The organism is Actinosynnema sp. CA-299493, assembly GCF_050946825.1.
GTDB lineage: Bacteria > Actinomycetota > Actinomycetes > Mycobacteriales > Pseudonocardiaceae > Actinosynnema.
In genome coordinates this window covers 200,639-225,144 of the sequence record NZ_CP191993.1, presented here as the reverse complement: position 1 = coordinate 225,144, position 24,506 = coordinate 200,639, and the positions used below count along the sequence as shown (strand labels likewise).

Here is a 24,506-nt window from a genome sequence, read left to right as displayed (position 1 = left end):
GTGAAAAGACTCGGCAAGCTCTTGTGAGGCACGCCACAGCGTGCCTAAGGTCGCCTCCCCGGCCTTGAGAGAAACGAGTCCTCGATGTTGCGGATATCCGCCAGGTTCGGCGTGGTCGTCGCGGTGGTGGCGGCGGGCCTCGCAGTGCCCACCGCCGGCGCCGCGCCTGTCGTAGACGTCGCGCCCGCGCCCGTCGTCACCCGGGCCGCGCTGGACCCCGCGCTCGTCGCGGGCCGGGGCGCGGACGTGGCGTTCGTCGAGCAGGAGGCGGAGAACGCCACCACGACCGGCACGGTCATCGGGCCCGACCGGACGGCGTACACGCTGCCGTCCGAGGCGTCCGGTCGGCGGGCGGTCCGGCTCGCGCCCGGTCAGCACGTCGAGTTCACCCTGCCGAAGGCCGCCGACGCGATCACCGTCCGCTACAGCATCCCGGACGCCCCGACCGGCGGCGGCATCACCGCGCCGCTGGACGTGACGGTGAACGGCAAGCACCGCAAGACGATGACGCTCACCTCGCAGTACGCGTGGCTCTACAACCAGTACCCCTTCACCAACGACCCGAACGCCGACCTGCTGCACCCGGACTGGTGGATCACCGAGTGCGCTTGCGTGCCGTCCCAGACCACGCCTTCGCCGGTCATCCGGAAGCCGTTCCGCCCCAGTCACTTCTACGACGAGCAGCGCCTGAAGCTCGGCCGGACCCACCGCGCCGGCGACCGGGTCCGCCTCACCGCGCCCGCCGGCACGAACGCCGCGTGGACCGTGATCGACCTGCTGGACACCGAGCTGGTCGCGCCACCGCGCGTCAACCCGGTCGCGGCGAACGTGCTGCTCTTCGGCGCGGACCCGACCGGCCGGCGCGACTCGGCCGACGCCTTCGACCGCGCCATCGCCTTCGCCAAGCGCCACCGGCTGCCGGTGTCCGTGCCGCCGGGCACGTTCCAGGTCAACCGGCACATCGTCGTGGACGACGTGACGATCGAGGGCGCGGGCAACTGGCACACCGTGATCAAGGGCCGTGAAGTCGCCCTCCCCACCCCCGCGCCGGACGGCTCCGTCCACACCGGAGTCGGCTTCTACGGCAAGCCGGCGGCCGAGGGCGGCAGTCGCAACGTCCACCTGCGCGGGTTCGCCGTCGAGGGCGACGTGCGCGAGCGGGTCGACACCGACCAGGTCAACGGGATCGGCGGCGCCCTCAGCGACTCCACCATCCGCGGCCTCCACCTGCGCCACACCAAGGTCGGCCTGTGGTTCGACGGTCCGATGTCGAACGTCTCGGTCACCGACAACATCGTGGTCGACCAGGTCGCGGACGCGCTGAACCTCCACACCGGCGTCACGGACTCGGTGGTGCGCAACAACTTCATCCGCAACACCGGTGACGACGGCCTGGCCATGTGGTCCGAGCACCAGCAGGACGCGCGCAACCGCTTCGAGCGCAACACCGTGCAGTCACCCGTGCTGGCCAACGGCATCGCCCTGTACGGCGGCACGGACAACGCCCTGGTGGGCAACCTGGTCGCCGACCCGGTGCGCGAGGGCAGCGGCATCCAGCTCGGGTCGCGGTTCGGCGCGCAGCCGTTCACCGGGCAGGTCCTGATCACCGACAACACCACCGTCCGGGCCGGCACGCACGAGCTGAACTGGAACATCGGGCTGGGCGCGATCTGGTTCTACGCGTTGGAGGGGGACATCGACGCGGACGTGCGCGTGGTGGGCAACCACTTCCTGGACAACACCTACAACGCGATCATGCTGGTGAGCGAGTGGTCGGTGAAGGACCTCCACTCGATCACCGGCGTGCACTTCCGGGACGTCCGCGTCGACGGCACGGGCACGTCCGTGGTGAGCGCGCGGGCGGCCGGTTCGGCGACGTTCGAGAACGTGGACGCCCGCAACGTCGGCGCGGTGCCGGTGAACAACTGCGGTTCGTTCAGCTTCCCGGCCACCGGCTCGGAGTTCTCGCTGACCGACCGCGGCGGCAACGACGGCTGGCTCGCGCCGTGGCTGCTGCCGAACACGATCACGTGCGACGACCGTCCCCCGGTCGTCCCGCCGCCCGCGCCGTCGGGGTGGTGACTAGGGCGTGACGACGGCGTGGCCGCGCACCCGGCCACGCCGCACGTCCTCGATCGCGGCGGCGGCCTCGGCCAGCGGGTAGGTGCGGTCCAGCACGGGCGTCAGCGCACCCGCTTCGATCAGGTCGCGGAGCAGCACGAGGTCGTCCAGGCGGTCCTCGTGCACCAGCGGTCGCGCCTTGATGCCCAGGAACGGCGCCGCGACCACCGCCCGGAGCCACCGGTCGGTGCCCATGAACCACCGACCGCCCGTGCCGCCGACGAGCGCGACCGTCCCACCCGGCTTCAGCAGTCGCCGCAACGTGCGCAACGACGGGTTGCCGTACAGGTCGAGCACGACGTCGAAACCGCTCGCGGCCAACGGTCCGGCCGCGTAGTCGAGCACGTGGTCCGCGCCGAGCCCCGCGACCAGGTCCGCCTTCGCCGCGCCGCACACCGCGGTCACCTCGGCGCCGTGGTGCTTGGCCAGCTGCACGGCGTACACCCCGACGCACCCCGAAGCGCCCAGCACCAGCACCTCCTGCCCGGCGCGCACCCGTCCCGCGTCCCGGACGGCCTGCAACGCGGTGAACCCGGCGATCGGCACGGCCGCCGCCTGCTCCGGCGTGAGGTTGGCGGGCTTGGCCGTCACCTGGCCCTCGGGCACGGCGACGTACTCGCAGAACGCGCCGGAGCACCATCCGAACACCTCGTCGCCGACCTTCGTGCCGGTCACGCCCCGACCGACCGCCTCGACCGTGCCGGCCATCTCCAGGCCGGGCACCCTGTTGCGGGGACGCCGCACCCCGACCACCGGCCGTGCCGCGTAGGGCAGGCCGCGCAGGATGTGCCAGTCGGAGCCGGAGACGGCGGCGGCCCGCACGCGCACCAGCACCTCGCCGTCACCGACCTCGGGCTTGTCCACGTCTCGCAGGCGCAGCACTTCTTCGGGGACGCCGTACGCGTCCTGGGTGATCGCTCTCACGAGTCGTCCTCCGGGTACTGGAACACGTCGCCCAGCGGCACGTCGAAGACGCGGGCGAGCTGGAACGCCATCTCCAGCGAGGGCGAGTAGCGGCCCTGCTCGATGGCGATGACGGTCTGGCGCGTGACGTCGAGGCGGCGGGCCAGCTCGGCCTGCGTCATCTCGCCGTGCGCGAAGCGGAGCGCGCGGATCGAGTTGGTGATCCTGGTCGGCTTGCCCACCTCAGAACCCCCGGCGGTACGCGACGAGCTTGACCGCGGCCCCGAACACGGCCCACACGTTGAACACCAGGAAGATCGCGTTGGCGATCCAGAAGTGCGGCGCCTCGGCCAGCGCCAGCCCGAACGGCAGCACCATGCCGACGCCGAGCACGACGGCGGCCAGGTGCTCGCCGAACCGGTTGACGTCGCGGTCCCGGGCGTCGGCCCGGTGGCTCTCGCTCGGCTCGGCGATCTCCAGCGCGACCCGGCCGACCACGGCCAGCCCGACGGAGATCCCGATGGCCCACAGCAGGGGCGCCACGTAGGACACCTCGGCCACCGGCCCGTCGCCGGCGCGGCCCAGCACGACCACGACGTACCCGAGGTAGGTCAGCGCGCTGACCACCAGGTACACCCAGGTCCCCTTCTCCTCGTACGACATCGCCCACCCTCCGATGTAAAGGAAACTTGACATCGTCAGTGTCAGCCCTGCTTGACACGATGTCAAGCATCTTTGACATCGCGCGACCGTGCTCACCGCACTTCGGTGAACCCGTCCGGCACGGGTGCGACGAGCTTGTCCAGGTTCTCCGGGGTCGGCGGCAGCCACGTCAGGTCCGCCGGCGGCGTGGCGTCGTCCTGGAGGTACTGCTGCCGCACCGGGAGCCACGTCCCGAGGTCGACCCAGAGGCCCACGGGCGGCGTGGCCTTCAGCCCGAGGTCGCCTTCCAGGTGGACGGTCGGCTTGCCGTTGACGGGCTCGCCCTGGGCGACGACGCGCAGCCGTCCGTCGGCGAGCGCCTGCTTGATCCGGGCCGGGGTCAGCACGTCGGTGTCCGCCACGGCTTCCCCCGGCGAGTGGTACCCCGGGGTGTGCCGCCACGTCCGGTTCACGTGGTCGACCGAGGTGGTGGCCCCGTCGCGTTCGATGCTGGTGTCGATGACGAGCTCACCGCCCACCAGGACCGACGACCGGAACGCGGTGCCGTCGCCGAGGCTGTGGTTGTCGTGGACGGCGGGTCGGCCCGGCTTGCCGTACTTGCCGGACTCCTCGGTCGTGGTCCGGCGCACGACCCAGCCGTCGACGCCGTCGAGGGCGGTCGTGACCTGCCGCGCCACCAGCGTGATGTCCACGTTCGGCGCCCCGGTGACCGACGAGGACGGGTGGTGCGCGTCCGGCGGGGTCGAACCGGGGCGCGCGGCCACGATCCCGACCGCGAGCGCGAGCACGACCGGCGCCGCGGCGAGTCCCGCGCGGCGGAGGGCGACGCGGCGGCCGTAGCGCTTGGCCAGCGACGGCAGCAGGGTGGGCGGCACCTCGTCCGCGCCGCAGCGCGATCCTCAGCAGGGCGGTCTGCACGAGGTCCTCGGCGTGCCCTCGGTCGTTGACCAGCAGGAACGCCAAGCGCAGCAGGCCGGGCGACTGCGCGCGCACGAACTCCTCGAAGCGGGCGTCGGGCAGCCCCCCCCCCCCCCGGTACTCCGTCCGAAGAACACAACCAGGATGAACGTCCTCCCGCACGACCGGGTTGTCACGCCGGCCGGGGATTTTTCACGGCAGGCGCGGCACGGCGTCCGCGCGTGGACGGCCGGCGTCGGCGGGCAGGTGAGGCACGGTGTCGGCGCGCAGGCGGGCGGCGTCGCGGCCGGGTGGTGAGCCGAACAGGCGGCGGTACTCGCGGTTGAACTGGGACGGGCTGTCGTAGCCGACGAGGTGGCCGACACCGGCGACGTCACCGGGACGTGCGGCGAGCAGCGAACGTGCCTCCTGGAGCCGGATGCGCTTCTGGAACTGCACCGGGCTCATGGCCGTGATCGCGCGGAAGTGCCGGTGGAACGCCGACGGGCTCATCCCGGCCAGCCGCGCGAGGTCGGCGACGCGCACCGGTTCGGCGTAGTTGTCGCGGATCCACCGGATCGCGCGGTTGACCTGCGACAAGCTGCTGTCGGCCAGGCCGATCTGCCGCAGGACGGCGCCGTCCGGGCCGGTCAGCACGCGCCAGAGGATCTCCCGCTCGACCAGCGGCGCGAGCACGGGCGCGTCCGCCGGGTGGTCGAGCAGGCGCAGCAGGCGGGCCACGGCGTCGAGCAGGTCGACGTCCGCCCGGCCGGTCGCCATAGCCGGTGGGCCGGTGGTGACGCGGGTGCGCGGCGTGTCGAGCACGAGCGGGGCGATGGCGGACGGGCGCAGCACCAGGCCGACCCCCGACGACGGCGTGTCGAGGTAGTGACCGGTGACCGGCAGGTCGGCCGTGACGATCAGGTACTGGCCGGCGCGGTACTCGTGCACCTGGTCGCCGAGCAGCAGGCGCTTGCCGCCCCGCGCCATCACGACCAGCAGCGGCTCGGTGAGCGAGTAGTCCGGGGCGGCCGTGTCGACGTGGGACAGCAGCAGGCCGTCGATGCGCGTCCGCGGGTCGGGGCGCGCGTGGGTGGTGATCAGGCGGCGGATCTCGGTGAGCAGGTCGGCGGTGGCGCGCACCGGTCGACGGAAGCACCCCGGGCCGTCCGTCCGCAAGCCTGATCCGGGTGAAGTCGGCAGGATCGTGCAAGAGGTCGAGCGGATCGGTCTACCTCGCCGGACGCGTGCGCGATGGGATTGGGGAGTCCCGGAGAAACCCTCGCAGAGGAGCTTGACATGCCACTGGACCACTACGTCACCCTGGGCCGTTCCGGACTTCGGGTCAGCCCGTTCGCGCTCGGCGCGATGACGTTCGGCGAGGACCCCGGTGGCGCCGGGTGCGACGTCGAGGAGTCGGAACGCATCCTCGGCGCCTACCTCGACCACGGCGGCAACTTCGTCGACACGGCCAACTTCTACACCAACGGGCACTCGGAGAAGATCCTCGGCGACTACTTCGCGTCCCGTCCCGGCCGGCGTGACCGGGTGGTGCTGGCGTCGAAGTTCTTCGCCAACCTCTTCCCCGGCGACCCGAACGGCGGCGGCGCCGGACGTGGGTCGATCGTGCGCCAGCTGCACGACACGCTGCGTCGGCTGCGGACGGACTACCTGGACGTGTACTGGCTGCACAACTGGGACCGCAACACCCCGGTCGAGGAAACCATGAGGGCGTTGGACGACGTGGTGCGCGCGGGGAAGGTCCGCTACATCGGGTTCTCCAACACGCCTGCCTGGGTGACGGCCCAGGCCCAGACCACGGCGCTGCTGCGCGGCTGGACGCCGTTGATCGCCTTGCAGGTCGAGTACTCGCTGCTGGCCCGAACCGTCGAAGGCGAACTCGCGCCGCTCGCGCTCGACCAGGGCATGGCGCTGGTGCCGTGGAGCCCGTTGAAGAACGGCTTCCTGTCCGGCAAGTACCGGCGGGACGCGGTGGTCGACTCGGCGCGTGCGGCGTTCGTCGGCGGTCCGAGCGAGGAGCAGCACGCCGTCATCGACGTGGTGCGCGCCGTCGCGGACTCGCTCGGCACGTCCTCCGCGGCGGTCGCGCTGGCGTGGCTGCGGGCGCGTTCGGGCACCGTCGTCCCGATCCTCGGCGCTCGTCGCGTCGCGCACCTGGAGGACAACCTGGCGGCCTTGGACGTCGTCCTCGACGCGACCCACCTGCGTGCGCTGGACGAGGTCTCGCAACCGACCCTGAACTACCCCGCCGCCCTCAACGGCCCGGTCCGCGCGATGCTCCAGTTCGCCGGCACCACGGTGGACGACGAGCCCTCCACCATCTACCCACCGCTTTCGCAGAGCGACATCCGCTACTGACCGCCTTCCGCCTAACGCGACACGAGTGCGTGGCGATGACCTTCGCGGAACGGTTGCATCGTCGTGGGGGGATCATGCGGACGGACGCACAGCGGGGCGCGTGGTTGATGCTCTCCGTCGGAGACGACCGGCCGCGCCGCAGCAACGACGGCTACGACGACTCCCCGGCGGCCCACTACAGCTGGGACAGCTCGGTCCCGAACCACCAGCTACCGCAGGCGGGTGACGTGATCGTCCTGTGGGACAAGAAGGTGCTGTTGGGAGCCTCGGTGATCGAGGAGGTCGTCGTCGGCGAGGAGGAGAAGGCCCTCCACCGCTGTCCGCACTGCGGTAAGGCCGGCATCAAGCTGCGCAAGACCGAGGACCCGCCCTACCGGTGCTCCAAGTGCACCGGCACGTTCGAGGAGGCGGAGGTCGTCACCACCCGGAAAGTCGTCACCACCTACCGCTCACACCACGACATCGCCTGGGTCGATCTCACCGGGGAGCTGACCGGTGACCGGCTGCGCGGGCTGTGCACGCTGCCGAAGTCGCAGCTCAGCATCCGCCAAATCGACTACGCGAGATTCCAGGAGGCCGTGCGGGAAGCTCCCGGCCAGCCGTCCTTGTCGCCCGTCGAGGCCGCTTTGGCGACCGCGCTGGAGGGCGGCCACACCACGGCGGTCGTGCGGGTCCGGCGGGGGCAGGGGGCCTTCCGCCGACTGCTCCTGGAGAAGTACGACGACACCTGCGCGTTCACCGGTCCCACCCCGCACTCCGCGCTCGAAGCCGCCCACTTGACCAGCTTCGCCGCCGACGGGCGGCACCACGACCAGGGCGGCCTCCTGCTCCGCCGCGACGTGCACCGCCTCTTCGACCTCGGTCACCTCGCCGTCCACCCGCAGGACCACACCATCGACGTCTCCGAGACCATCCGCACCTACCCCGAGTACCGCCGCCTCCAAGGCGAAAAGCTGCACGTAACACTCACCGAGCGCCAAGAGCACTGGATCGCGAAGCACTGGACCATGCACCGCCCCTGAGCCACCGATACCCACTCATCCGACCGCGCCGTCGGCGATCATCAGCAGTGCACCCCGCGGTCCGATGACCCGGAGACCTGAGGTGATGGCAGTGCATTTCCCAGCTTCCACACAAAGAGGCCCTGTAGACGAATCTCCACAGGGCCTCTGACCTGGTGCTCGGCAGGATCCGAACCTGCAACTTTTTGATTCGCAGTTCCGTTGCCGACCGTTCGCGAAGGTGCTTGAAGGTCCTTTTGCTCTGGTCAACGCTACTGCTGCGACAGTTCGAATGGAGCTGGACGGGGCCGGACTGCGACCTCCTTCAAGACCCCTCCATCCTGCACTGGACCTAGGTCGTTGTCCTCCAGACCCAGACCTCCGCCCAGCCCTCTCATTAGTTGCTTGACCTGCCCTTCAGGGCTAGACCCATCGCCTTGGACGAATGGCTCGCCGAACGCGTCACCTGGCTCGGCGCGGCCGACAACCCCGCGTTGTTCCTCAACCGCTGCGGCGGCCGGCTGACCACGCGCGCCGCCTACGACGAGCTGCGCGCCATCGCCGACGACGCGGGCCTGGAAGTCAGCCGCGACGCCGAGATCCTCAGCCAGTCCCTGGAGACCACCCGCCGCTACAGCCTGCCTACCGACGCCGACAAGCAGGCTGTGATCGAGCGCTTGGCCGTTGACGAGTAGCACTGCCCGCCTTCTGCACAGGCAGCAAGTCAGGTTGTCAGTGATCTCGCTGAAAACAGCGTCAGGAGCCGAGGCAGGCCCGACTCCTGACGCTTGGAACTAGTCGGTGATGAGCTGAAACACTTGGCCCAGAACGAACAACACGATCTGGATCAAGCGGGTGATGTGGGTCCGCCTACGGCACGAGACCTCGTGACTGTTGCGGCGGTTGGCTCGCTTCTTGGACATTTCCGCTCCCTCTGTAGTTGAACCTCATCCCGGACATGGGTGTCCCCACGCGGGCTGGGATTCCTACAAGAGAGCGCTATCCTGCGATGCCCCCGAAGGATCGCACCTTGCGCGTCCGAGGTCAAGAGATCATCCAGGATCGCCGCGCTCATCGCGACTTCGAGAAGAAGCGCGCCGGTCTTCACACCCAGGGCCGCGAGCAACCGGCCTGTCGTTCGCAGAACTCATAGGTATCACCACACGAGGTGATCCGCCGGATGGCCGAATGGACCACTACCTCGATCGTGGCGCTGCGGCTGACGGAACTCGCCCGCAGCCTATGGGACTTGACGCCGTAGCCCCCACCCCGTCGCGCCGGGCCGCTGCAGCCGCGCCCGGTGCGACGGGGTGGCGAACCAGTGGCCGACTCCCGCCCGGCCAGTAGTCCGGCGTTGACGCGCGAAACGGCGCGGGGCGGTGGTCAGGGGATGACGATGTCGGTGATGGTCCAGGTCAGCTGGCCGGTGCAGTCGGGGCGGACAGGAAGGATCTTGACGTAGAGGCCCCATTCCCCGGTGCCGAACTGCTCGACGTCGACGGGCGTGGAGCCGCTGTTCGCAGGGAGCGTGACGCTGATCCGCTCTGTGATCGCCTGGTCGCCTTCGATGAACCGGACGGTGGGCGCGCAGTCGCCGGTGTTGGTCAGGGTACCTCGGATGGTGATGGCGTAGCCCCAGTTGCTGTACGCCTCACCGCGACCGGTGAACAGCATGACCGTCTTCTCCGAGCCGTCGATATCCCAGGTCAGGCTGTAGCTGCTCGGGTCGGGCCGGCTCACGCGAGGGGCTAAGGAGTCGTTGTAGAAGTTGAACGGGTAGTCGGGGTGGACGGGCACCACGAGCACCGGCGTGGCGGGCGCGGCGCTGGAAGCCGACGAGGACGTGGTCGACTGCGACGACGTGGAGGGCAATGTGATCTGGGTGGTGAACCCGCCGTTGCCGCCGTTCTGGCCGGACAGGCCTTGATAGACGAGCACTCCCAGGATCGCGACGGCGCTACCGAGACCGATCAGGGTGCTGGCGATCATGGCCCGGCGCTGCCAACGCCGTTCGACGTTGTCCGCTGACACGGCGGCGTCACTGCTGGTCACGAGATTGTCCGGCGTGTCGCCGGTGTCGCGGACTATCTCCTCGTCGGCGGCGGTGACGACGCTGTCGGTCTGGTCGAGTCGAGGGCTGGGGAGCATGTCCTGCACACGGTCGAGAGCCTTGTCGTTGTCGGTGAGGACCGAGTCGCGCACAGGCAGAGGGCTCAGCTCGACGGCGCTGGAGGGGGCTTGTGCGACGGTGGTGCCGCGCAACTGGGCGATGCGGTCCTGGATACGCGAGGTCAAGACGATGGCGCGTTCGATCTGACGCAGCGCCTGGTCGCGTTGTCGGTCGGCGCGAGCCTGTTGAGTCTGCAGCAAGGCGGCGTGTCGAGCGGTCTCCTGCCGGTCACCGCCGGAGGACGAAGGGGCCGTGCCGAGCAAGAACTCCAGCTGGTCGTCGAGCTGCAGGATGATCACGGCCAACGCCAAGGCCAAGTGGCGGAACCTGTCCCGCTCGTCCCGGACCTCACCCAGTGAGGCCTGCAACTTCCGGACAAGGCCTCCGTCCCGGTTCGCGGGGGCGGCCTCGCCGTGGGCAGTGAGCCTGGCGCGGGTCGATGGGGTCGCAGCCGCCGCGCGGACGGTCGCGTCCAGGATGTTGAGCCGGTCAACGGTCTGCAGCGCCACCCGCTGTTCGGCCTCGCCTCGCTCACGGCCGGCGAACCACAGATCCACGAACGCTTGGACCAGACCCCGGGGCAACGGCTGGGGCATCTTCATCAACTCCGAGAGCCGCCGCTGATCGACTCCCCCGTCCCGGTCCAGAACCCTGCCGGCCGACGGGTCCTCGGGGTGGCGCCGAGCCCAGGCCAACGCGGCCTGCTTGATGGTGAACCCGCCTTCGTCACGGAGCCGGTACAGCAGGGTGATCAGCTCCACCGCAGCCTCGCCGTAGCGCTCACGCAGAGCCAACTCGTCGATCTTGGGGGGTCTGCCCGCGGACTTCCCACCTGACTCAGACATCCCGCTCACCTGCCCTTTCCTGATCACTGCACCGCAGTTGTCCGGCGTGAGCTGGCCGGAGTTCTCCCCCGGCACCTTCACTGAGAACAACGAGGCCGCCACGGCCCGTCCTGGTTCCGCCGGGCAGAGCTCAGCGAAGGGACATGATCAGCATGACCACAGCCACCACACCACCACGACGGTTCAACCGATCTCGCTGACACCGGCGCTGGACCCCGGGCCCTTCCTGGGCACCGGTGTGATCGTTTGCCGGATCTCGCTCGTTGCAGACCTGACCGTGGAGGTGAACTGATGGAGCAGCCCAGCGGCACTGTCTGCCCGTCGACGACGTGTGCGTGCCGGACAACGCCGCCGCCGACGCCGGAGAGCTTCATCTCCGTGCGCTCCGCGGTGCTGTTGCTCATGTCGGTCGTCATCGGCCTGATGATCAGCGGGCTCGCGTTCATCGCCTACAGCAGCATCGCCGGGGCCGCGATGGCCGGGCTGGGTGCCTTCGGGTGCGCTTTGATGGCCGCGCACACTCTGGTCCGCTAGCTGTTGCAGGTCATGACGTTGGTGACGGCTGGTAGGGCCTGAGACGAGGGACGGGTCTTTCGGCGGCAGGATGAGAAGTGCGACCAACACATCCGCCGAGCAGAAAGACCCGTCCGTGCTCCACCGCCGGTGGCTCTACCAGCACGTAACGGCCCTCGGGGTCGCGGTAGGCGGCGCTGATCGGGCGGGACTCGTAGTTCTCCCGCAGCCGCGCCACCCGGCGTAGGCGCCGCGCCGCGTCCACGTCGACCTCGGTGAGGGTCTTGCGCCAGGCGTCCACCACCGGCCCGCCCCACGGCCCGCTGTAGATGGCGTAACCGTTGTCGGCCACCAGCACGTAGTCCTGCGACGACGAGGTGCGGGTCATGGCAGAGAGCACGACGCTCCCGCTGCCTCCGGCCTCCATCGGCGAAACCCAGGCGATGTGGCTGGTCACGCCCGAAGAAGCAGGCAAAGTCCTGCTCCTGGCGGACGAGCTCGATGCCCTGCTCCGGAGTGTCGGGAGACTGCCGCATGACCAAGCTGGACGAGCGCCCGGTAGTCGAGGCGCGGTGGGGTCGAGAAGAGTTCGCCGACGTCATGCGGGCCACCTGACGCGCGAGGTCGCGGTTCAGGCGGCCGACGCGATGGGCTCCGCCCTCGACGCGGCGGCGGCCGAGTACGACAACGAGAAGCGGGCGCGGCGAGCACTTTCCGCGTGATGCGACCACATGAGCCCGAAATGACTCAGCGGGCTTGCCCGGTTGGGCAAACCCGCTGGTAAGCGTGGTGCGCTCGGCAGGATTCGAACCTACAACCTTCTGATCCGTAGAGGCGAGAAGGCTGGCCCGCACGGTCCACTTGGTCCGTTCGCGCTGGTAAGCGTCCGTTAGGCAGTCCAGGTCAGGGCCTCCGATCCCGCCCCGTCCAGGCAGTCCGTGAGGCGACTGTGAGACGGGTGCGACGGAGGCCAACCGATGTCGACACCCACCCACTCCCCTGTCCGCACGCCCGACGACATTCCGCACCAGCCGCTGAGCGACCTGGTCGAGCACTGGTCGTCGGCGCGGCTCCGCGCCACCTTGGCCGCCCACGTCGATGGCGGCATTCCGACCGTCGACGACCTGTTCGCCGAGCTGTCCTACAGCGCCCGCATTGCCCAAGAAGCCACCTCCGGCCGCTGGTGCGTCGCCGCCGACCTGTTGCGCGTACGCAACGCTCCCTCCTGGCCCGAGATCGGTGCCGCAATGGCGATGACCGGCCTTGAAGCCAAGACCGGCTTCCACGAGTGGCTCGTCCGCCAAATGCGCCTGCGCAACACCACCGGCATCCTCGGCCTCACCGACGCCGAGGCCACCACCCTCCACCTCCTCGCCGAGGAGGTGTCCTGGTGAGCATCGAAGCGATCGGCTGGGCGCTCAACGACGCACCGATCCCCCGTGACCGCGGGGACGCCGCCAGCCTGGCGGCCGTGCTGATCGGCCTGGCGAACCACGCTGACCCGAACGGCCGCCACGCCTTCCCCAGCATCGAGAAGCTGATGCACTACACGCGCCTCTCGGAGCGCACCGTCCGCTCAGCTCTCCGCAGCCTCCAAGCCCTGAAACTGATCCGCCCGTCGGACCCGGCTGTGATCGCCGCGCACATCAAGAGGGCCGACCGCAGGCCGAACGGCTACGACCTGGCCCTTCGCCCCTTCACCGAGCCTCCGGACAGCCATCACCACGGCCTGCGAGTATTGCCGCCCGTTGACCAGCACGAGGGGCAGGTAACGCGGCTACGACCGGCAAGGAACGGCTTCACGAGGGGCAGCACTCGCCCCCGAACCGTCCTTAACCCTCCAGAGAACCGTCCTTCACGCGAGCCCGCGCCCGAGGCGCGCTCGCCCAGACCGCCCTGCGGCAAATGCGACGCCCGCGACTCCGACCCGATCTCCGCCCGCGTCATCTGGCTGGACGAAGACCGAACCCGCTCGGTCCTCTGCGCCCGCTGCCACCCACGAGCCACCGGAGCTGGGGAGGCGGCCCAGTGACCGCGCCCGACCCAGAACTCGTCACCCAGATCCGCCAGGCCCTCGAAACGGCGCGAGCCGCAGGCGAACCACCACCGGGCCGCCCCACGCTGGTACGCCTCACCGGCGCCACCGATCACGCGGTCCGCAAGGCCCTGGCGGAGCTGGCGAGGGAGGCCACCAGCCCTGGCGACACCTCCACACCATCCTCACCAGCCACCACACCAGCCCGAACCACGGACGGCCGCCTGGTGGCCTGGGCAGGCTTCGTCTTCGGCTCCGTCATGTCGATCGCCGCCAACGTCCTCCACACCTGGCTACCAGCCGAACACCACCCCGCCGGCTGGTCACCAGGACTGGCACCCCAGATCGGAGCCGCAGTCTGGCCCATCGGCCTCCTGCTGTCCGTAGAAGTCCTCTCCCGCATCCACTGGCCGAAGGGCTGGCAATGGACCCTCGCCCGCTTCGGCGGCACGGGCACCGTGGCCCTCGGCTCAGCTGTCATCTCCTACGGCCACCTCCGAGACCTCCTGCTTGCCTGGCACTACGGCCCGCTGGCAGCGGCCGTCGGCCCGCTGGTCCTCGACGGCCTCATGGTCATCTCCGGCTTCGCGCTGCTCGCGATGAGTCGCAACAGTGCTCATCGGAATCCGAGAGCGATCAGCCAGGGAGATCGGTCCCAGTCAGCTGAACGGTGACCGCCACAGCGGCGGAGACATGGTCGAGATCGGTAGGCACGTTGCCCATTCGACCACCGCGCGAGCACGCGCCGGACCACCGGGCGAATGCCGACCTGTGGTCCGGCATGCACTGCGGCGGACTACAGGTCGGCTCACTGCTGACGGCGATCGTCCATTCGGGGATGTCCGGGTCGAGGTCCACCGTGACGGCCCTCTGAACTGGTGAGATCGCCTATTCAACTGTCGCCAGTTCTCGGTGCTTGTAGCCGTGCGTTATCGGCCAGCGCTCGGCGGTCGCTGGCGAAAACGCGTCAGCCTCTGATCGTCGACCGGGTGAACCGGTGCGTGTCGACCGCGGGCCGGTGGTGCTGCTCGTAGCATCCGGGGATGCCGATCAGGTGGTCACGGATCCACGTCGAGCTGGGCCTGCGCCCAGCCGCGTTGACGTACGACATGGTGCGCAGCGCGGTCGAAGCGGGCATCGTCGAGGCGGAGGACCTCGACTGGAAGCAGGCGCTGATCCCGCCTGTGGAGAAGAAGTGGTGGGAGTTCGCCAAGGATGTCGCGGCGATGGCGAACACCCGCGGCGGCCTGATCGTCTTCGGGGTCAGCGAGAACGCCGAGCGTGCCGACGAACTGGTTGGGGTCCCCAACGACGAGGGCGAGCGTCAGCGTTTGAGGAGCTACGCGCTGCGATGGGTCCGGCCGGTGATCAGCGAGCTGGTGATCGAGTCGCTCGACGACGAGGAGAACGGTGGTCCCGGGCTGATCGTGGTGTTCGTTCCTCCGAGCCCGGACGCGCCGCACGTGGTCGGCGAGAAGAACGAGATGGGCGTGCCCTACCGCTCCGGGCCGCACACGAACTGGATGTCCGAGGCCGAACTCGAACGCGCCTACCGGGACCGGTTCGCCCGCCAGGCCGACGACCGAGCCGCGATGCATGTCCTGATCGACGGCCTCGTTCCCGAGCTGCGCCTGGGTGACACAGTCTGGCTGGCGGTGGCGACCAGGCCGACCACGCCTCCGCCGCCTCAGGCATCACGACCCGATCGTGAGCACATCGTCGGCACGATGCTCAGCGCGCTGGAGCTGGCCGACGATGTTCTGGGCGCCCGCGCGAAACGCTTCCAGGTCCTGTCCGGCGACTACAGGGAGTTCCTGATCCACCCGCGTACCGGGCTGAGGAGATGGACGTTCCGCTCGAACCGCCTCGCCGTCGATCCGCACGGGCGCGTCGACTGGGCGATGGTGGAACTGCACCACGACGGCAGCATCGCCATCGCGGTCAACCTGACCGCGTTCCTGCAAGGCGCGCACATCCTCGAGGACAAGCGGCTGCGGAACACGCTGCCTGTGCCGATCGTGAGAGTCGATGGGCTGCTCATCGAAGCCGTCGCCGTGGCCTCGACGCACGTCCGGCGTCTCGGCGGGACCGGCACCATTCTGGCCCGCGCCGTCCTGCTCGCTACGCCCGAGAAACCCCTCGTCGCCGTCGACCAAGTGATCCCAGGGCACATCAACCCTGTCGAGGTCGTCGTCGACACGTGGCCGGTGCGGGTCCCGCTCGCGGTGGAGGCCGCGTTCGACGCCGACAGTGACACCCCGACCCTGCACGCCGCGGGCCGCCAGCTCGCGGAGGACATCCACCAGCAGTTCGGCAGCGCCGAGGCCGCACTGCCACCCCACCGCGAAGACGACACCACCGTCCAGTGACCACCCCAAGACTTCGCCTGACCATAACGGAATGTAACTGGCTGAGTTACTGAGCGTGCAAGAGCTGTTTTTCAATCCGATGTTCCTCGCGGCCCGACCCCGGGGACGTGGAACCTGCTCAAGGAAGTGCGAATCGAGCTCACGTACACCTTCTTGGGCAAATTAAGTTCTTATTTGACGTGCCAAGTTCCCATGTGCTAACGTAGCGTCTACCGGCCTCCAATAGGAGATTGGAAGTCTCCACAGGAGGTTAAAATGAGCATCAACATTGACCCGCTGCGCCTGTCGAAGCCGCAGGACTCCAGCACGTACCTGGCGATCAAGACCGTGCAGGGAGGGCGGCCCGTCTACACCGTTCGTGTGCCCCTGCTCGACCTGCCGACGATCCTCCCGATCCCGGACCCGGACGACGTCGACAAGGACAACCGCAAGGTCGATCGCCTGCACGCCAAGCACTTCGGCGAGTACCTCGACACCACTCCAGACTGGGTCGCCCCCGCCCTGTTGGCCCGCGACACCGGCGGCTGCTCCTTCGAGAAGGTCGACGAGCACGGCGCCGTGGGCTACCTGACGGTTCCTTGGGCGATCGGCGGCATCTCCTCCCTGCGCACCATCGACGGCCAGCACCGCGTGCTGGGCGTGTCGATCGAGAAGCAGCGCATCACCAACGCCATCGGGGCGGCAGACCGCGAGACGGCGCGCAAGGTCAGCCCGGAGAAGGCAGCCAAGCTCCAGACCGAGCGGGAACGGCTCGTCGGCCAGATGGAACGCCTCAAGACCGAGTACGTCGGCCTGGACATCTACGTCGAGCTGGACCCGATCAAGGGCCAGCAGATGTTCGTCGACGTCGCGGACAACGCCAAGGGCATCAGCGGCGCCGTCCGCGCCCGCTTCGACAACTCCAAGGTCGCCAACCGCACCCTGTCCGACGTCCTCGACCACCCGCTGCTCAAGGGTCGGGTCGACCCCGAGCAGGACCGCATGACGTTGAAGAATCCCAACCTCATGGGTGCCAAGCACGTCGCGGACATCACCCGCGCCGTGCTCGCCGGGGCTGGCGGCCGGATCAGCAAGAAGGCCGAACAGACCCTTACCGACGGCGAGGTCATCGAGCAGGTCAAGGACTTCCTCGACGTCATCTCCACCGCGTTCGCCGGCCTGGCGGCCGTCACCGAGGAAGACCCCGAGCTGGAGCGCAAGGCCGGGGAGCTGACCAAGTCCCAGCAGCTTCGTCGCGACTCGTTGCTCGGGTCGGTGGGCATGTTGCGCGTGTTGGGCGGCGTGTTCCGCGAGCTGCGCGCGGGCGAGAACCCGGCGAGTCTCGACGACATCACCGAGTTCTTCAAGCGCCTCGACCCCCACATGGCGGCACCGGTGACCGAGACCAGCCTCTGGCGTACCAGCGACGCGAACCTGGACTTCGAGCCCGATGCGTCCGCCCCGATCATGCGCACCCAGAACATCGTGCACCTGGTCGGCGTCATCACCGGTTGGTACAAGAAGGCCCCCGCCTCCCTGTAGCCCAGGCCTGACCACCAAGGGGCGTCCTCCCGATCGGGAGGACGCCCCTTCGTCACATCGCGAGGGCTCCCGCCGCATCCGTGGCAGGAGCCCTCACGGTTCGAGCGGACCTGGCAGGCGCGAGCCCGACCGCGGACTGGTAAGGCCGCGTATTCAACTGCCGCGGGTTCGGCGTTGAGTTGACGGTGTGTGGTCGCCTGCGGCGTAGCGGCTCCAGGGCGTTCCGGCTTGTGCGGCGGCCTTGGCGGCGGTGACTTGGTGGTAGCCGAGGGCGTCGGCGACGACCGGGGCGGGCGTCGCCGAGACGTGCTGACGGAACGCGGCGGTGCGGCCCGCGACGGTCGGGACGCCGAGTTCGTGGACGAGCGCGGCCAGGTGCTCGGGGTGCAGTGGCTGGCCGGCGCGTCGGCCGGGAAATAGCCAGGCGGACCTGGGGTTGGTGGCGGTGCGCATGTTCGAGCGGTGGGCGATGTAGTCCAGCAGGAGCGCGGCGAACGGCGCCGGAACCGGTATCGGTGGGTCGCCGAGGCGGAGGAGGACCTGGTCTCCGTCCTGCACGATGTCGTCGAGGGTGAGGCGGACGATGCGGCTGACTTTTTTCCAAGATCTTTTGTCGTGGTGTCCGGGCTGGATTTCCGTGGGCCGATCAAGGGCGGTGAACCTACAGCCCCAGCGCAGCCGGGGCGAGCCCGGTCACCACCCCGCCCACGACCAGGAGTGCCTGATGCCCACCCCCGACACCACCGAGTCCGACGCCTCCCAGCCCGCCCCGCTGCTCGGGCTGCGCGCCGCGTTGATCTTCACGCTGGCCGTGCTCGCCGGTGTCGGCGCCGGGGTGCTCACCGCCCTGTCCGGAAGCCACCCCGCCCAGGCGGTCCTCGTCGGAGGTGCCGCCGCCTGGGCGCGGCCGCCTTCTTCAACTGGGCCATCGCCCGCCACTGACCTCCCACGCGGTCACGGTGGCGCACGACGGATCGGCCGGGTGACACAACCCGGCCACCGTGCCGGGCATGACCACCACCGGCCCGAACACCTGCCCCGACTGCGACGACGACCCGTGCGAGATGTGCCAGGCCACTGGCACCCTGCCGTAGCAAGAAGCACCTGGACCCATGTACCGCCGCGACGTCGTCCGGCGATGATCCACCCGTGAGCGACGAACGTCCCATCCCGCTGCCCCTCCCCGCTCCGCCACCAGCGAAACCTGCGCCGTCGACACGTAAGCCGCTGGAGCCCATGCCGCCTAGGACGGTCGCGTGGGTGGCTACCGGCATCGGGGTGTTCACCCTCGTGCTGGTCGTAGTGCTGTGGTGGTGGGGCACCGCTGGCCTGACCGGGCAGGCGTTGGTCACCGCCCGGTTCGACGCGCTGCGCACCGGGCTCGGCGTCGGCGCCGGCAGCGGCGGGGCTTTCGCGCTCTACCTAGCCTGGCGTCGTCAGCACGCCACCGAGGTCAGCTTGGTACAGAAGGAACACGACCAGGCCGCCGTCGACCGTGCCTTCGAACTGCAACGCGACGTCGCCGAGGACAGCCGGGTGCGCGCCGAACAGGTCGCGCGTGACACTCGCGAGGACGCTGCCGCTCGCCGCGTCACCGAGCTGTACGCCAAGTCCGTCGAGCAACTCGGCTCGGAGAAGACCGCAGTGCGGCTGGGCGGGCTCTACGCCCTGGAACGCCTGGCCCAGGACAACCCCCATCAACGGCAGGCCGTGGTGGGCATGATGTGCTCCTACCTGCGCATGATGCCGTTCACGCCGCCCGAGGAACCGCTTCCCGACGCAGACGATCGAGCCCGCGCCGTCTTCGAGGAACGCGTGCAGGAACGCGAGGTCCGGGTCACCGCCCAACGCATCCTCGCCACTCACTTACGCCCCGGAGCGGGTGGCCCCCACGATCCGGTCGAGACCTTCTGGCCCGACACCGACATCGACCTCACCGGCGCCGTCCTGACCGACTTCGACTTCTCCGACTGCCGACCACGCCGCGCCGAGTTCCGCAGGGCGAGATTCGGCGGGGAGACCCTGTTCCGCGGGGCGACGTTCGACGGGGCGGTCCGGTTCGACAGGACACGGTTCCTCGGCTTCGCCCGGTTCGACAAGGCCACTTTCGCCGAGTTGGCCGACTTCGGCAGGGCAAGGTTCGGCGGCAACACCTGGTTCGCCAACACCACGTTCGAGGAGGAGACCTGGTTCGACGACGTGACATTCGCCGGTACCGCTGTGTTCAACGGGGCCACCTTCGCCGAGGAGATCGAGTTCACCAGGGTGAAGTTTCGCGGGGACCTCAGGTTCCGCAACGTGAAGTGCAACGGCACCGTTAGGTTCAACGAGGTAACCTTCGCCGCCGCGGTCCACTTCCCCAAGGCAGGGCTCCCCGGCGGGGGTGAGTTCGAGGACGCACTGGTGGCCCATCCTGTGCCCCGCACCTGCATCTGGCCGACCGGTTGGGAGCCCGCCGACGAGCACGTCCCGGTCGATGACGGGGAGGGAACCTGGCACCACATCGTCGCGGTCGACCGCGACCCTGCCCCCGATACGACCGAGCGCCCCGGCGATTCGGCACCCTGACAGGCTCACGCCTCCATCCGATCCGCAGTCACGAACACTGGCCGCCACGACGACCCGTGCGAGATGTTCCAGGCCACCAGAACCCTGCCGTAGCGCAGGGCTCGCCTGGACACGCTTACCGTCGCTCGGCGACCTTGATCTCCACACGAGCACCAAAAATGCGAGCGTTGCTAATGTTCGCATTTCTGGTGCTCTTCCCCGCCCCGAACTGGAGAGATGGTCGCGCTCAGACCAAGCGCAGCACGGGGCGCTCCTCGACTTGGCCGAGCAGCAGACGCAGTCGGGGCGTGCGCCAGCGAAGTTCACGGGCTAGTCCGGTCAACGTCAGCAGACCGTGCTCCTCAGCCAAGGTGAACGCCTTGGACAGCAGGCTGGGGGCCTCGCCGGGGTAGTCGGCGACAGGGCCCGGGTCGACCAGTCCCACCGCGGTGAGCTGGTTGAGTCTCTGGTAGGCCCGACGGGCGCTGGCGTCGGACAGGGCGCCCAACTCCCGTGAGCGGTAGATCAGCGACTTGACCGACACGCCCCACTCGCCCGCCAGCCGCTGCAAGGCGTTGAAATCCACCCGGGTAGGCAGCAGATCCCTGATCGACTCGGCAGGAGTGAGCAGTTCGGCGGCAAAACGGTCGGCCTCCTGCTCTTGAAGCGGGTCGCCGGGGGCGCTGTCGCGGTGCAGCAGCAGATGCCCCAGTTCGTGAGCGGCGGTGAAGCGGTGCCGGTAGACGTTGTCGGCACGGTCGGGGGTCAGCACCACCAAGGGACGGGGTAGCCGCGAGGTGGAGAAGGCGTCCACTCGCGGAGTGTCCGTTCCGGCGAACGGCACCATCGTGACCACGATCCCGCGGGTCTCCATGGTGCGCACCAGGTGGGGGATCGGGCCTGCGCCCAGGCTCCAACGGCGCCGCACCGCCCGCGCCGCAGCCGCCGGTTCGCCGGGCATGTCCTCCGGTTCGATGATGTGCGGGTGGTCGGGATCGTCGTCGCCTGCGGCGAAGCCGGGCAGGTCGACTGGGGGCAGGGCGATGCGCTTTTCCAGGGCGTGGGTCAGCTCCCAGACCTGTTCGACGAAGGCCACCGCCTTGGCGCGTTGGAACGAGCGGGTGGAGCGCAGGCTGCGGAAGTGCGCGGTGGAGGCGTCCAAGCGAGCGTGCGGTCGGCCGGTGGCGAAGAAGTCCAGAGGGACATCGAGCGCCTCGGCCAAGGCGCGCAGGTGGTCGGGGCGTGGAGGGCTGGTGTGGGATTCCCATTGGCTCACCGCCGGAGCGCTGACCTTCAGCATTGTGGCCAGCGCCGTCTTGGTCAGCCCGGCCAGACATCGGGCTTGGGTCAGGCGAGCGGGGTCGAAGGTCGTCGCCACCTGCGCGGCGTCGGGTGTTTTGTCGCCGTCGCCGAACAGGCGCAGCTGAGGAGGACGGTCACTCATCGCTTCCGGTGCCGGGCTGCGGCGTGGTGGGGTCGGTGTCGGGTGAGGTCAATGGCGCGCGGACACCCATGACCGGTTCCTGCAATGGTGCCCGGTCGAACCGGGCGGCGCCGGTGTCAGGGTCGGTCGGCGTGATGGGCCGCACGGGGCCGCGGCCGGTGTCGCCGCCGTCTTCGTCCTCGGCGGCGGGCAGCGGGATCTCCTCGATGTGCGGCCAGTGCAGACGGCCGTCGTCGTCGGCCTTCTCCGCATCCCCCCAGAACACGCGCAGCACTCCGGAGTGCGGGTTGCTGGCATAAGCCACTACAACCGTCCGGCCAGCCGACGACATCGCCCGCACGTCGATGTGGGCTTCCTCGAACAGGTCGGCGACCTGCTCCTCGGTGAGCTCGGCGTGCTCCAGAGTGAGCTGCGGCTCGGGAACACCCAGACTCAGGGCCAGCAGGTTGACGCGCACATCCGACAGCCGCATCCGCTGGGCAGTGACCTCGAGGTGCGGGTCGTCGCCGTAGCGCCACGGATAGAGGATGACGTTGTTCTCCCCGATCACCGCGAGCTCGTAGCTGGCCCTCTCGGGCCTGGTCCTGCGCACGTCCGGAAGGTGGCCGATGGCGTCGATCAACTCCTCATGCAACACCTTCCAGATCAGCCCGTAGGCCTCGTTGGTCGGGAGGCCCAGCTCCACGTAGGCGGCCAGAGCCCGTCGGTGTGCCCGTCTCAGCGCGCGGGGGATCTCCCGCAGTAACACACCGGCCAGGTCACCGAACCGTTCACAAGCCCACGGCGACGGCAGCAGCTCGCTCATCAGGGGTCTCCCGATCTACAGGCTCGAACCCCTTACGATCCGAGCGGCAGAGTATTAGTACCACTTACGTAAATCACAGATCAAGAGCACTCCTGGCTCCAGTGGAGGTTAGGAGCACCCCTGAACAGGTGCAGGACGGCATGTCACCCCAAGGCAATGTGCGCACATCGACACCACGCCGTAAGTGTGACCGCCCACGCTTGGCGCTACCCGCTGGTACGGCATGGCCGGTCGGCCCCGATCACGAACCTGGCCGCCGGTCGCCACCGGGACGCCCTCCGCACCCGCCCGGTCGCGCGCTGCGTCCACCTGAAGCTTCCGCGACCGGAGCCGTCGGTCGTGACGTGTGTCACGGCCGACAAGGTGTTCGGGTGCGCTGCGGAGTCGTTCGACAGGTCCGAGGTGGCGAGCTTGAGAGTGTCCACAATGATTGACATGGGACTGTCTGACTCAGTCAACTAATTCCACTCGGAATGGAAAGTAATTGAAGTTCAATGCGTGGGAAATTCGTGGTCATTCGACGTTGGGTCGTTTCGGGTCGACACTAGGGTGATTTGATCACCTGGAAACATTGGCCCGTTTGGAGGTACGCTTTCGGGGGATTCCCGTTGGGGGTTTGAATGGTTTGCTGGAGTCAGATACTCGGCTTCGTATGGCTGGTATTTCAAATCCGGTTGGGCACGTGGCGGCGAGGAGTGGGCACACTGTGAGCGTTTACCGATCCCGGTCACAGCTGGCCGCCCTAAAACTGGAACAGTCCGCAATACTGCGAGTGCTCGTGCGTTATCGGCGGAGCGCCCAGGCCGTCGACATCGCTCGAACCCGCGCGCGCTTTGCACAGGGGCGCGGGACGTTACGACACTCCGACATGTTTCGGAAGTCCCTTTTTGTTGCATACTGTTCCAAATCGTCCCATAGTCATGTCAGACCCTGCTTGCCGGTTGCATCCACCCCCGTCCGACACGCAGGCTGATGTCGTCTCCCGTGCACGCGTTCACGGGAGAGTGTCCAATTCTGATGCAAGGGAAGGTTGGCGAAGACGATGTCGGGAATCACGCGAACAGTATTCGTAGAGCGAGCGGTACGGCTGTCATCCACGCTGGCGTCGATAGCCGCAGGAGCCGACCGCAACCCAGGTTCCCCTCGTCCCCGGCAAGTACCGGGCCTGCGGCTTGGCGGCGACCGGAGAGCGGCGCGCTCCCCGGTCGCCCCATCCATCCGGCCTGCTCGATGCGCCTGCGCCATGACGGTCACCGCAGAGTCAAGGAGCGATCTGCCCAGGTAGGGGCTCCGGACAGGCTCTACCTGGGCCGGGTCGGGGTACACTGGTGACGTAAGGGCCGCCCAGTACGAGGCGCAACCTTGCACCACACCCGGCGCATCAGCGTTTGGCCGCGGATGCATCGACCCGGGGGGAACCTTGAAAAGTTCGAGAATCGTCGGTGTAGGTGGCAGCCTGCCTGTTGCCTCCATAGTCGCTGCAGTGTCACGTCCTGCAACCTTCCTCATTGTTCGGCGCCGCCGCCGCTTGACCGGGACCGCTGGCATTTCGCCGCATGGCCCCCTGCGTCGCGGCTGTTCGCGTCGCGCCGGACATCTTTGTTTTCCCGACGCCCCTCCCCTGTAGTTGGCCTGGACGCGGGCATCGGGATTAATGAAGGGCCCCTCGTGCCAGCGAGGGGCCCTTCGCTATGCCCGAGACATATATGCTATCCCCTTCCGCGATCTATGATCACCCTGCTCGTCGACACCTCGACTGAGGGTCTTGCGCTGACTGTCGATACAGCTCGATAACTCTGGTTCTTCATTTTCGAAAAACTAACTTATGCCGGATTCCGCCTGGTCGATAGGTCTAGACCACTCGCGCCACGGCCGACGGTTTCGCTCTTAATCGTTACCCTTGGTAACAGGTATTACTGGTGTTTCTGTCGTGTCGCGCAGGGGGTGGTGTTACACGATGGGCGCAAGTTTGCCGTAGGATCACACCAGCTACCCGGATCTGGCAGTCCGGGGAGTCCGCGTGGACCTCGAAAAGTCCCGCGTCCAGGCCAACTAGCAGGGGAGGGAGGTGATTTGGGTGAGTCTGCGTTTGATTGTGTTCATGTGGATCACTGGCGTTCTCGCGCCGTCCACGTTCATCACGCTGGTGCTGTCCGGCTATCCCTTGGTGGATGCCGCGTCCGCGTCCGGTCTGATGGCCGTGGCCGCGGCGGAGATCGCGGTGCGTCTGTTCAACACTCCTGGCGCCGGCGGCGCCGGTGGTCAGCTGGCGCTCGGCCCGGCACCGGCCTAG

General features: G+C 68.6%; 25 protein-coding genes. 14 read left to right on the top strand and 11 right to left on the bottom strand.

What is annotated here, in order from left to right:
• Nucleotides 1-84: 84 nt before the first annotated feature.
• Nucleotides 85-2,082, top strand: coding sequence for a glycosyl hydrolase family 28-related protein (locus ACQPYE_RS01120; protein WP_498718649.1), 1,998 nt, complete (start codon nucleotides 85-87; stop codon nucleotides 2,080-2,082).
• Here ACQPYE_RS01120 and ACQPYE_RS01115 read toward each other — a convergent pair whose 3' ends face one another.
• The 5 genes from ACQPYE_RS01115 to ACQPYE_RS01095 all read right to left on the bottom strand — a co-directional run bounded on the left by ACQPYE_RS01115 (nucleotide 2,083) and on the right by ACQPYE_RS01095 (nucleotide 5,709).
• A complete protein-coding gene (locus tag ACQPYE_RS01115; RefSeq protein ID WP_498718648.1) occupies nucleotides 2,083-3,045 on the bottom strand; it encodes an NAD(P)-dependent alcohol dehydrogenase in 963 nt (320 codons plus the stop codon).
• Complete coding sequence (locus tag ACQPYE_RS01110) at nucleotides 3,042-3,266, bottom strand: helix-turn-helix transcriptional regulator (RefSeq protein ID WP_498718646.1); 225 nt, start codon at nucleotides 3,264-3,266, stop codon at nucleotides 3,042-3,044. The genes ACQPYE_RS01115 and ACQPYE_RS01110 overlap by 4 nt, the downstream gene beginning before the upstream one ends.
• A gap of 1 nt (nucleotide 3,267) precedes the next feature.
• Entirely contained in the window at nucleotides 3,268-3,687 is a 420-nt protein-coding gene (locus tag ACQPYE_RS01105) for a hypothetical protein (protein ID WP_498718645.1), read from the bottom strand.
• 92 nt (nucleotides 3,688-3,779) lie between these two features.
• Entirely contained in the window at nucleotides 3,780-4,562 is a 783-nt protein-coding gene (locus ACQPYE_RS01100) for a hypothetical protein (RefSeq protein WP_498718644.1), read from the bottom strand.
• Nucleotides 4,563-4,797: 235 nt separating this feature from the next.
• On the bottom strand, nucleotides 4,798-5,709 hold the full coding sequence (locus ACQPYE_RS01095; protein ID WP_498723096.1) for an AraC family transcriptional regulator: 912 nt from the start codon (nucleotides 5,707-5,709) through the stop codon (nucleotides 4,798-4,800).
• A 174-nt stretch (nucleotides 5,710-5,883) separates the two neighbouring features.
• Here ACQPYE_RS01095 and ACQPYE_RS01090 point away from each other — a divergent pair, with 174 nt between their 5' ends.
• The 3 genes from ACQPYE_RS01090 to ACQPYE_RS01080 all read left to right on the top strand — a co-directional run bounded on the left by ACQPYE_RS01090 (nucleotide 5,884) and on the right by ACQPYE_RS01080 (nucleotide 8,659).
• The gene (locus ACQPYE_RS01090; RefSeq protein WP_498718643.1) at nucleotides 5,884-6,963 is read left to right on the top strand and encodes an aldo/keto reductase; all 1,080 of its coding nucleotides are present in this window, start codon (nucleotides 5,884-5,886) and stop codon (nucleotides 6,961-6,963) included.
• 74 nt (nucleotides 6,964-7,037) lie between these two features.
• Complete coding sequence (locus tag ACQPYE_RS01085) at nucleotides 7,038-7,985, top strand: HNH endonuclease (protein ID WP_498718642.1); 948 nt, start codon at nucleotides 7,038-7,040, stop codon at nucleotides 7,983-7,985.
• Nucleotides 7,986-8,401: 416 nt separating this feature from the next.
• Nucleotides 8,402-8,659: a hypothetical protein gene (locus ACQPYE_RS01080; protein WP_498718641.1), complete on the top strand. Its 258-nt coding sequence runs from the start codon at nucleotides 8,402-8,404 to the stop codon at nucleotides 8,657-8,659.
• A 688-nt stretch (nucleotides 8,660-9,347) separates the two neighbouring features.
• Here the strand turns inward: ACQPYE_RS01080 and ACQPYE_RS01075 are convergent.
• Entirely contained in the window at nucleotides 9,348-10,928 is a 1,581-nt protein-coding gene (locus ACQPYE_RS01075) for a hypothetical protein (protein ID WP_498718640.1), read from the bottom strand.
• A gap of 97 nt (nucleotides 10,929-11,025) precedes the next feature.
• On the opposite strand from ACQPYE_RS01075, the gene ACQPYE_RS01070 reads away from it, so the two are divergent.
• Together ACQPYE_RS01070 and ACQPYE_RS01065 are read left to right on the top strand one after the other, a co-directional pair.
• Entirely contained in the window at nucleotides 11,026-11,271 is a 246-nt protein-coding gene (locus tag ACQPYE_RS01070; protein ID WP_498718639.1) for a hypothetical protein, read from the top strand.
• The gene (locus ACQPYE_RS01065) at nucleotides 11,271-11,513 is read left to right on the top strand and encodes a hypothetical protein (protein WP_498718638.1); all 243 of its coding nucleotides are present in this window, start codon (nucleotides 11,271-11,273) and stop codon (nucleotides 11,511-11,513) included. The genes ACQPYE_RS01070 and ACQPYE_RS01065 overlap by 1 nt, the downstream gene beginning before the upstream one ends.
• A gap of 10 nt (nucleotides 11,514-11,523) precedes the next feature.
• On the opposite strand, the gene ACQPYE_RS01060 is transcribed toward ACQPYE_RS01065, so the two are convergent.
• Nucleotides 11,524-11,880: a hypothetical protein gene (locus ACQPYE_RS01060; RefSeq protein WP_498718637.1), complete on the bottom strand. Its 357-nt coding sequence runs from the start codon at nucleotides 11,878-11,880 to the stop codon at nucleotides 11,524-11,526.
• Between ACQPYE_RS01060 and ACQPYE_RS01055 the strand changes: the two genes are divergently transcribed.
• From ACQPYE_RS01055 to ACQPYE_RS01030, 6 genes are all read left to right on the top strand, one after another.
• On the top strand, nucleotides 11,879-12,214 hold the full coding sequence (locus ACQPYE_RS01055) for a hypothetical protein (RefSeq protein WP_498718636.1): 336 nt from the start codon (nucleotides 11,879-11,881) through the stop codon (nucleotides 12,212-12,214). The two genes, ACQPYE_RS01060 and ACQPYE_RS01055, sit on opposite strands and share 2 nt — an antisense overlap.
• 255 nt (nucleotides 12,215-12,469) lie before the next feature.
• The gene (locus tag ACQPYE_RS01050; protein WP_498718635.1) at nucleotides 12,470-12,886 is read left to right on the top strand and encodes a hypothetical protein; all 417 of its coding nucleotides are present in this window, start codon (nucleotides 12,470-12,472) and stop codon (nucleotides 12,884-12,886) included.
• Nucleotides 12,883-13,524, top strand: coding sequence for a helix-turn-helix domain-containing protein (locus tag ACQPYE_RS01045; RefSeq protein ID WP_498718634.1), 642 nt, complete (start codon nucleotides 12,883-12,885; stop codon nucleotides 13,522-13,524). The genes ACQPYE_RS01050 and ACQPYE_RS01045 overlap by 4 nt, the downstream gene beginning before the upstream one ends.
• Nucleotides 13,521-14,201: a DUF2637 domain-containing protein gene (locus tag ACQPYE_RS01040; protein WP_498718633.1), complete on the top strand. Its 681-nt coding sequence runs from the start codon at nucleotides 13,521-13,523 to the stop codon at nucleotides 14,199-14,201. The genes ACQPYE_RS01045 and ACQPYE_RS01040 overlap by 4 nt, the downstream gene beginning before the upstream one ends.
• A 369-nt stretch (nucleotides 14,202-14,570) precedes the next feature.
• On the top strand, nucleotides 14,571-15,896 hold the full coding sequence (locus tag ACQPYE_RS01035; protein ID WP_498718632.1) for an AlbA family DNA-binding domain-containing protein: 1,326 nt from the start codon (nucleotides 14,571-14,573) through the stop codon (nucleotides 15,894-15,896).
• A 255-nt stretch (nucleotides 15,897-16,151) separates the two neighbouring features.
• On the top strand, nucleotides 16,152-17,417 hold the full coding sequence (locus ACQPYE_RS01030) for a DNA sulfur modification protein DndB (RefSeq protein WP_498718631.1): 1,266 nt from the start codon (nucleotides 16,152-16,154) through the stop codon (nucleotides 17,415-17,417).
• 153 nt (nucleotides 17,418-17,570) lie between these two features.
• On the opposite strand, the gene ACQPYE_RS01025 is transcribed toward ACQPYE_RS01030, so the two are convergent.
• Together ACQPYE_RS01025 and ACQPYE_RS01020 are read right to left on the bottom strand one after the other, a co-directional pair.
• Nucleotides 17,571-17,975 carry a hypothetical protein gene (locus tag ACQPYE_RS01025; RefSeq protein WP_498718630.1) on the bottom strand — a complete coding sequence of 135 codons (405 nt, stop codon included), beginning with the start codon at nucleotides 17,973-17,975 and terminating at the stop codon, nucleotides 17,571-17,573.
• Between the two features lie 135 nt (nucleotides 17,976-18,110).
• Nucleotides 18,111-18,260 carry a hypothetical protein gene (locus tag ACQPYE_RS01020; protein ID WP_498718629.1) on the bottom strand — a complete coding sequence of 50 codons (150 nt, stop codon included), beginning with the start codon at nucleotides 18,258-18,260 and terminating at the stop codon, nucleotides 18,111-18,113.
• 417 nt (nucleotides 18,261-18,677) lie between these two features.
• Between ACQPYE_RS01020 and ACQPYE_RS01015 the strand changes: the two genes are divergently transcribed.
• Nucleotides 18,678-19,985, top strand: coding sequence for a pentapeptide repeat-containing protein (locus ACQPYE_RS01015; protein ID WP_498718628.1), 1,308 nt, complete (start codon nucleotides 18,678-18,680; stop codon nucleotides 19,983-19,985).
• Between the two features lie 226 nt (nucleotides 19,986-20,211).
• Here ACQPYE_RS01015 and ACQPYE_RS01010 read toward each other — a convergent pair whose 3' ends face one another.
• A complete protein-coding gene (locus ACQPYE_RS01010) occupies nucleotides 20,212-21,408 on the bottom strand; it encodes a helix-turn-helix domain-containing protein (RefSeq protein ID WP_498718627.1) in 1,197 nt (398 codons plus the stop codon).
• On the bottom strand, nucleotides 21,401-22,213 hold the full coding sequence (locus ACQPYE_RS01005) for a hypothetical protein (protein WP_498718626.1): 813 nt from the start codon (nucleotides 22,211-22,213) through the stop codon (nucleotides 21,401-21,403). Before ACQPYE_RS01005 ends, ACQPYE_RS01010 begins: the two co-directional genes overlap by 8 nt.
• 2,077 nt (nucleotides 22,214-24,290) lie before the next feature.
• Here ACQPYE_RS01005 and ACQPYE_RS01000 point away from each other — a divergent pair.
• A complete protein-coding gene (locus ACQPYE_RS01000; protein ID WP_498718625.1) occupies nucleotides 24,291-24,506 on the top strand; it encodes a hypothetical protein in 216 nt (71 codons plus the stop codon).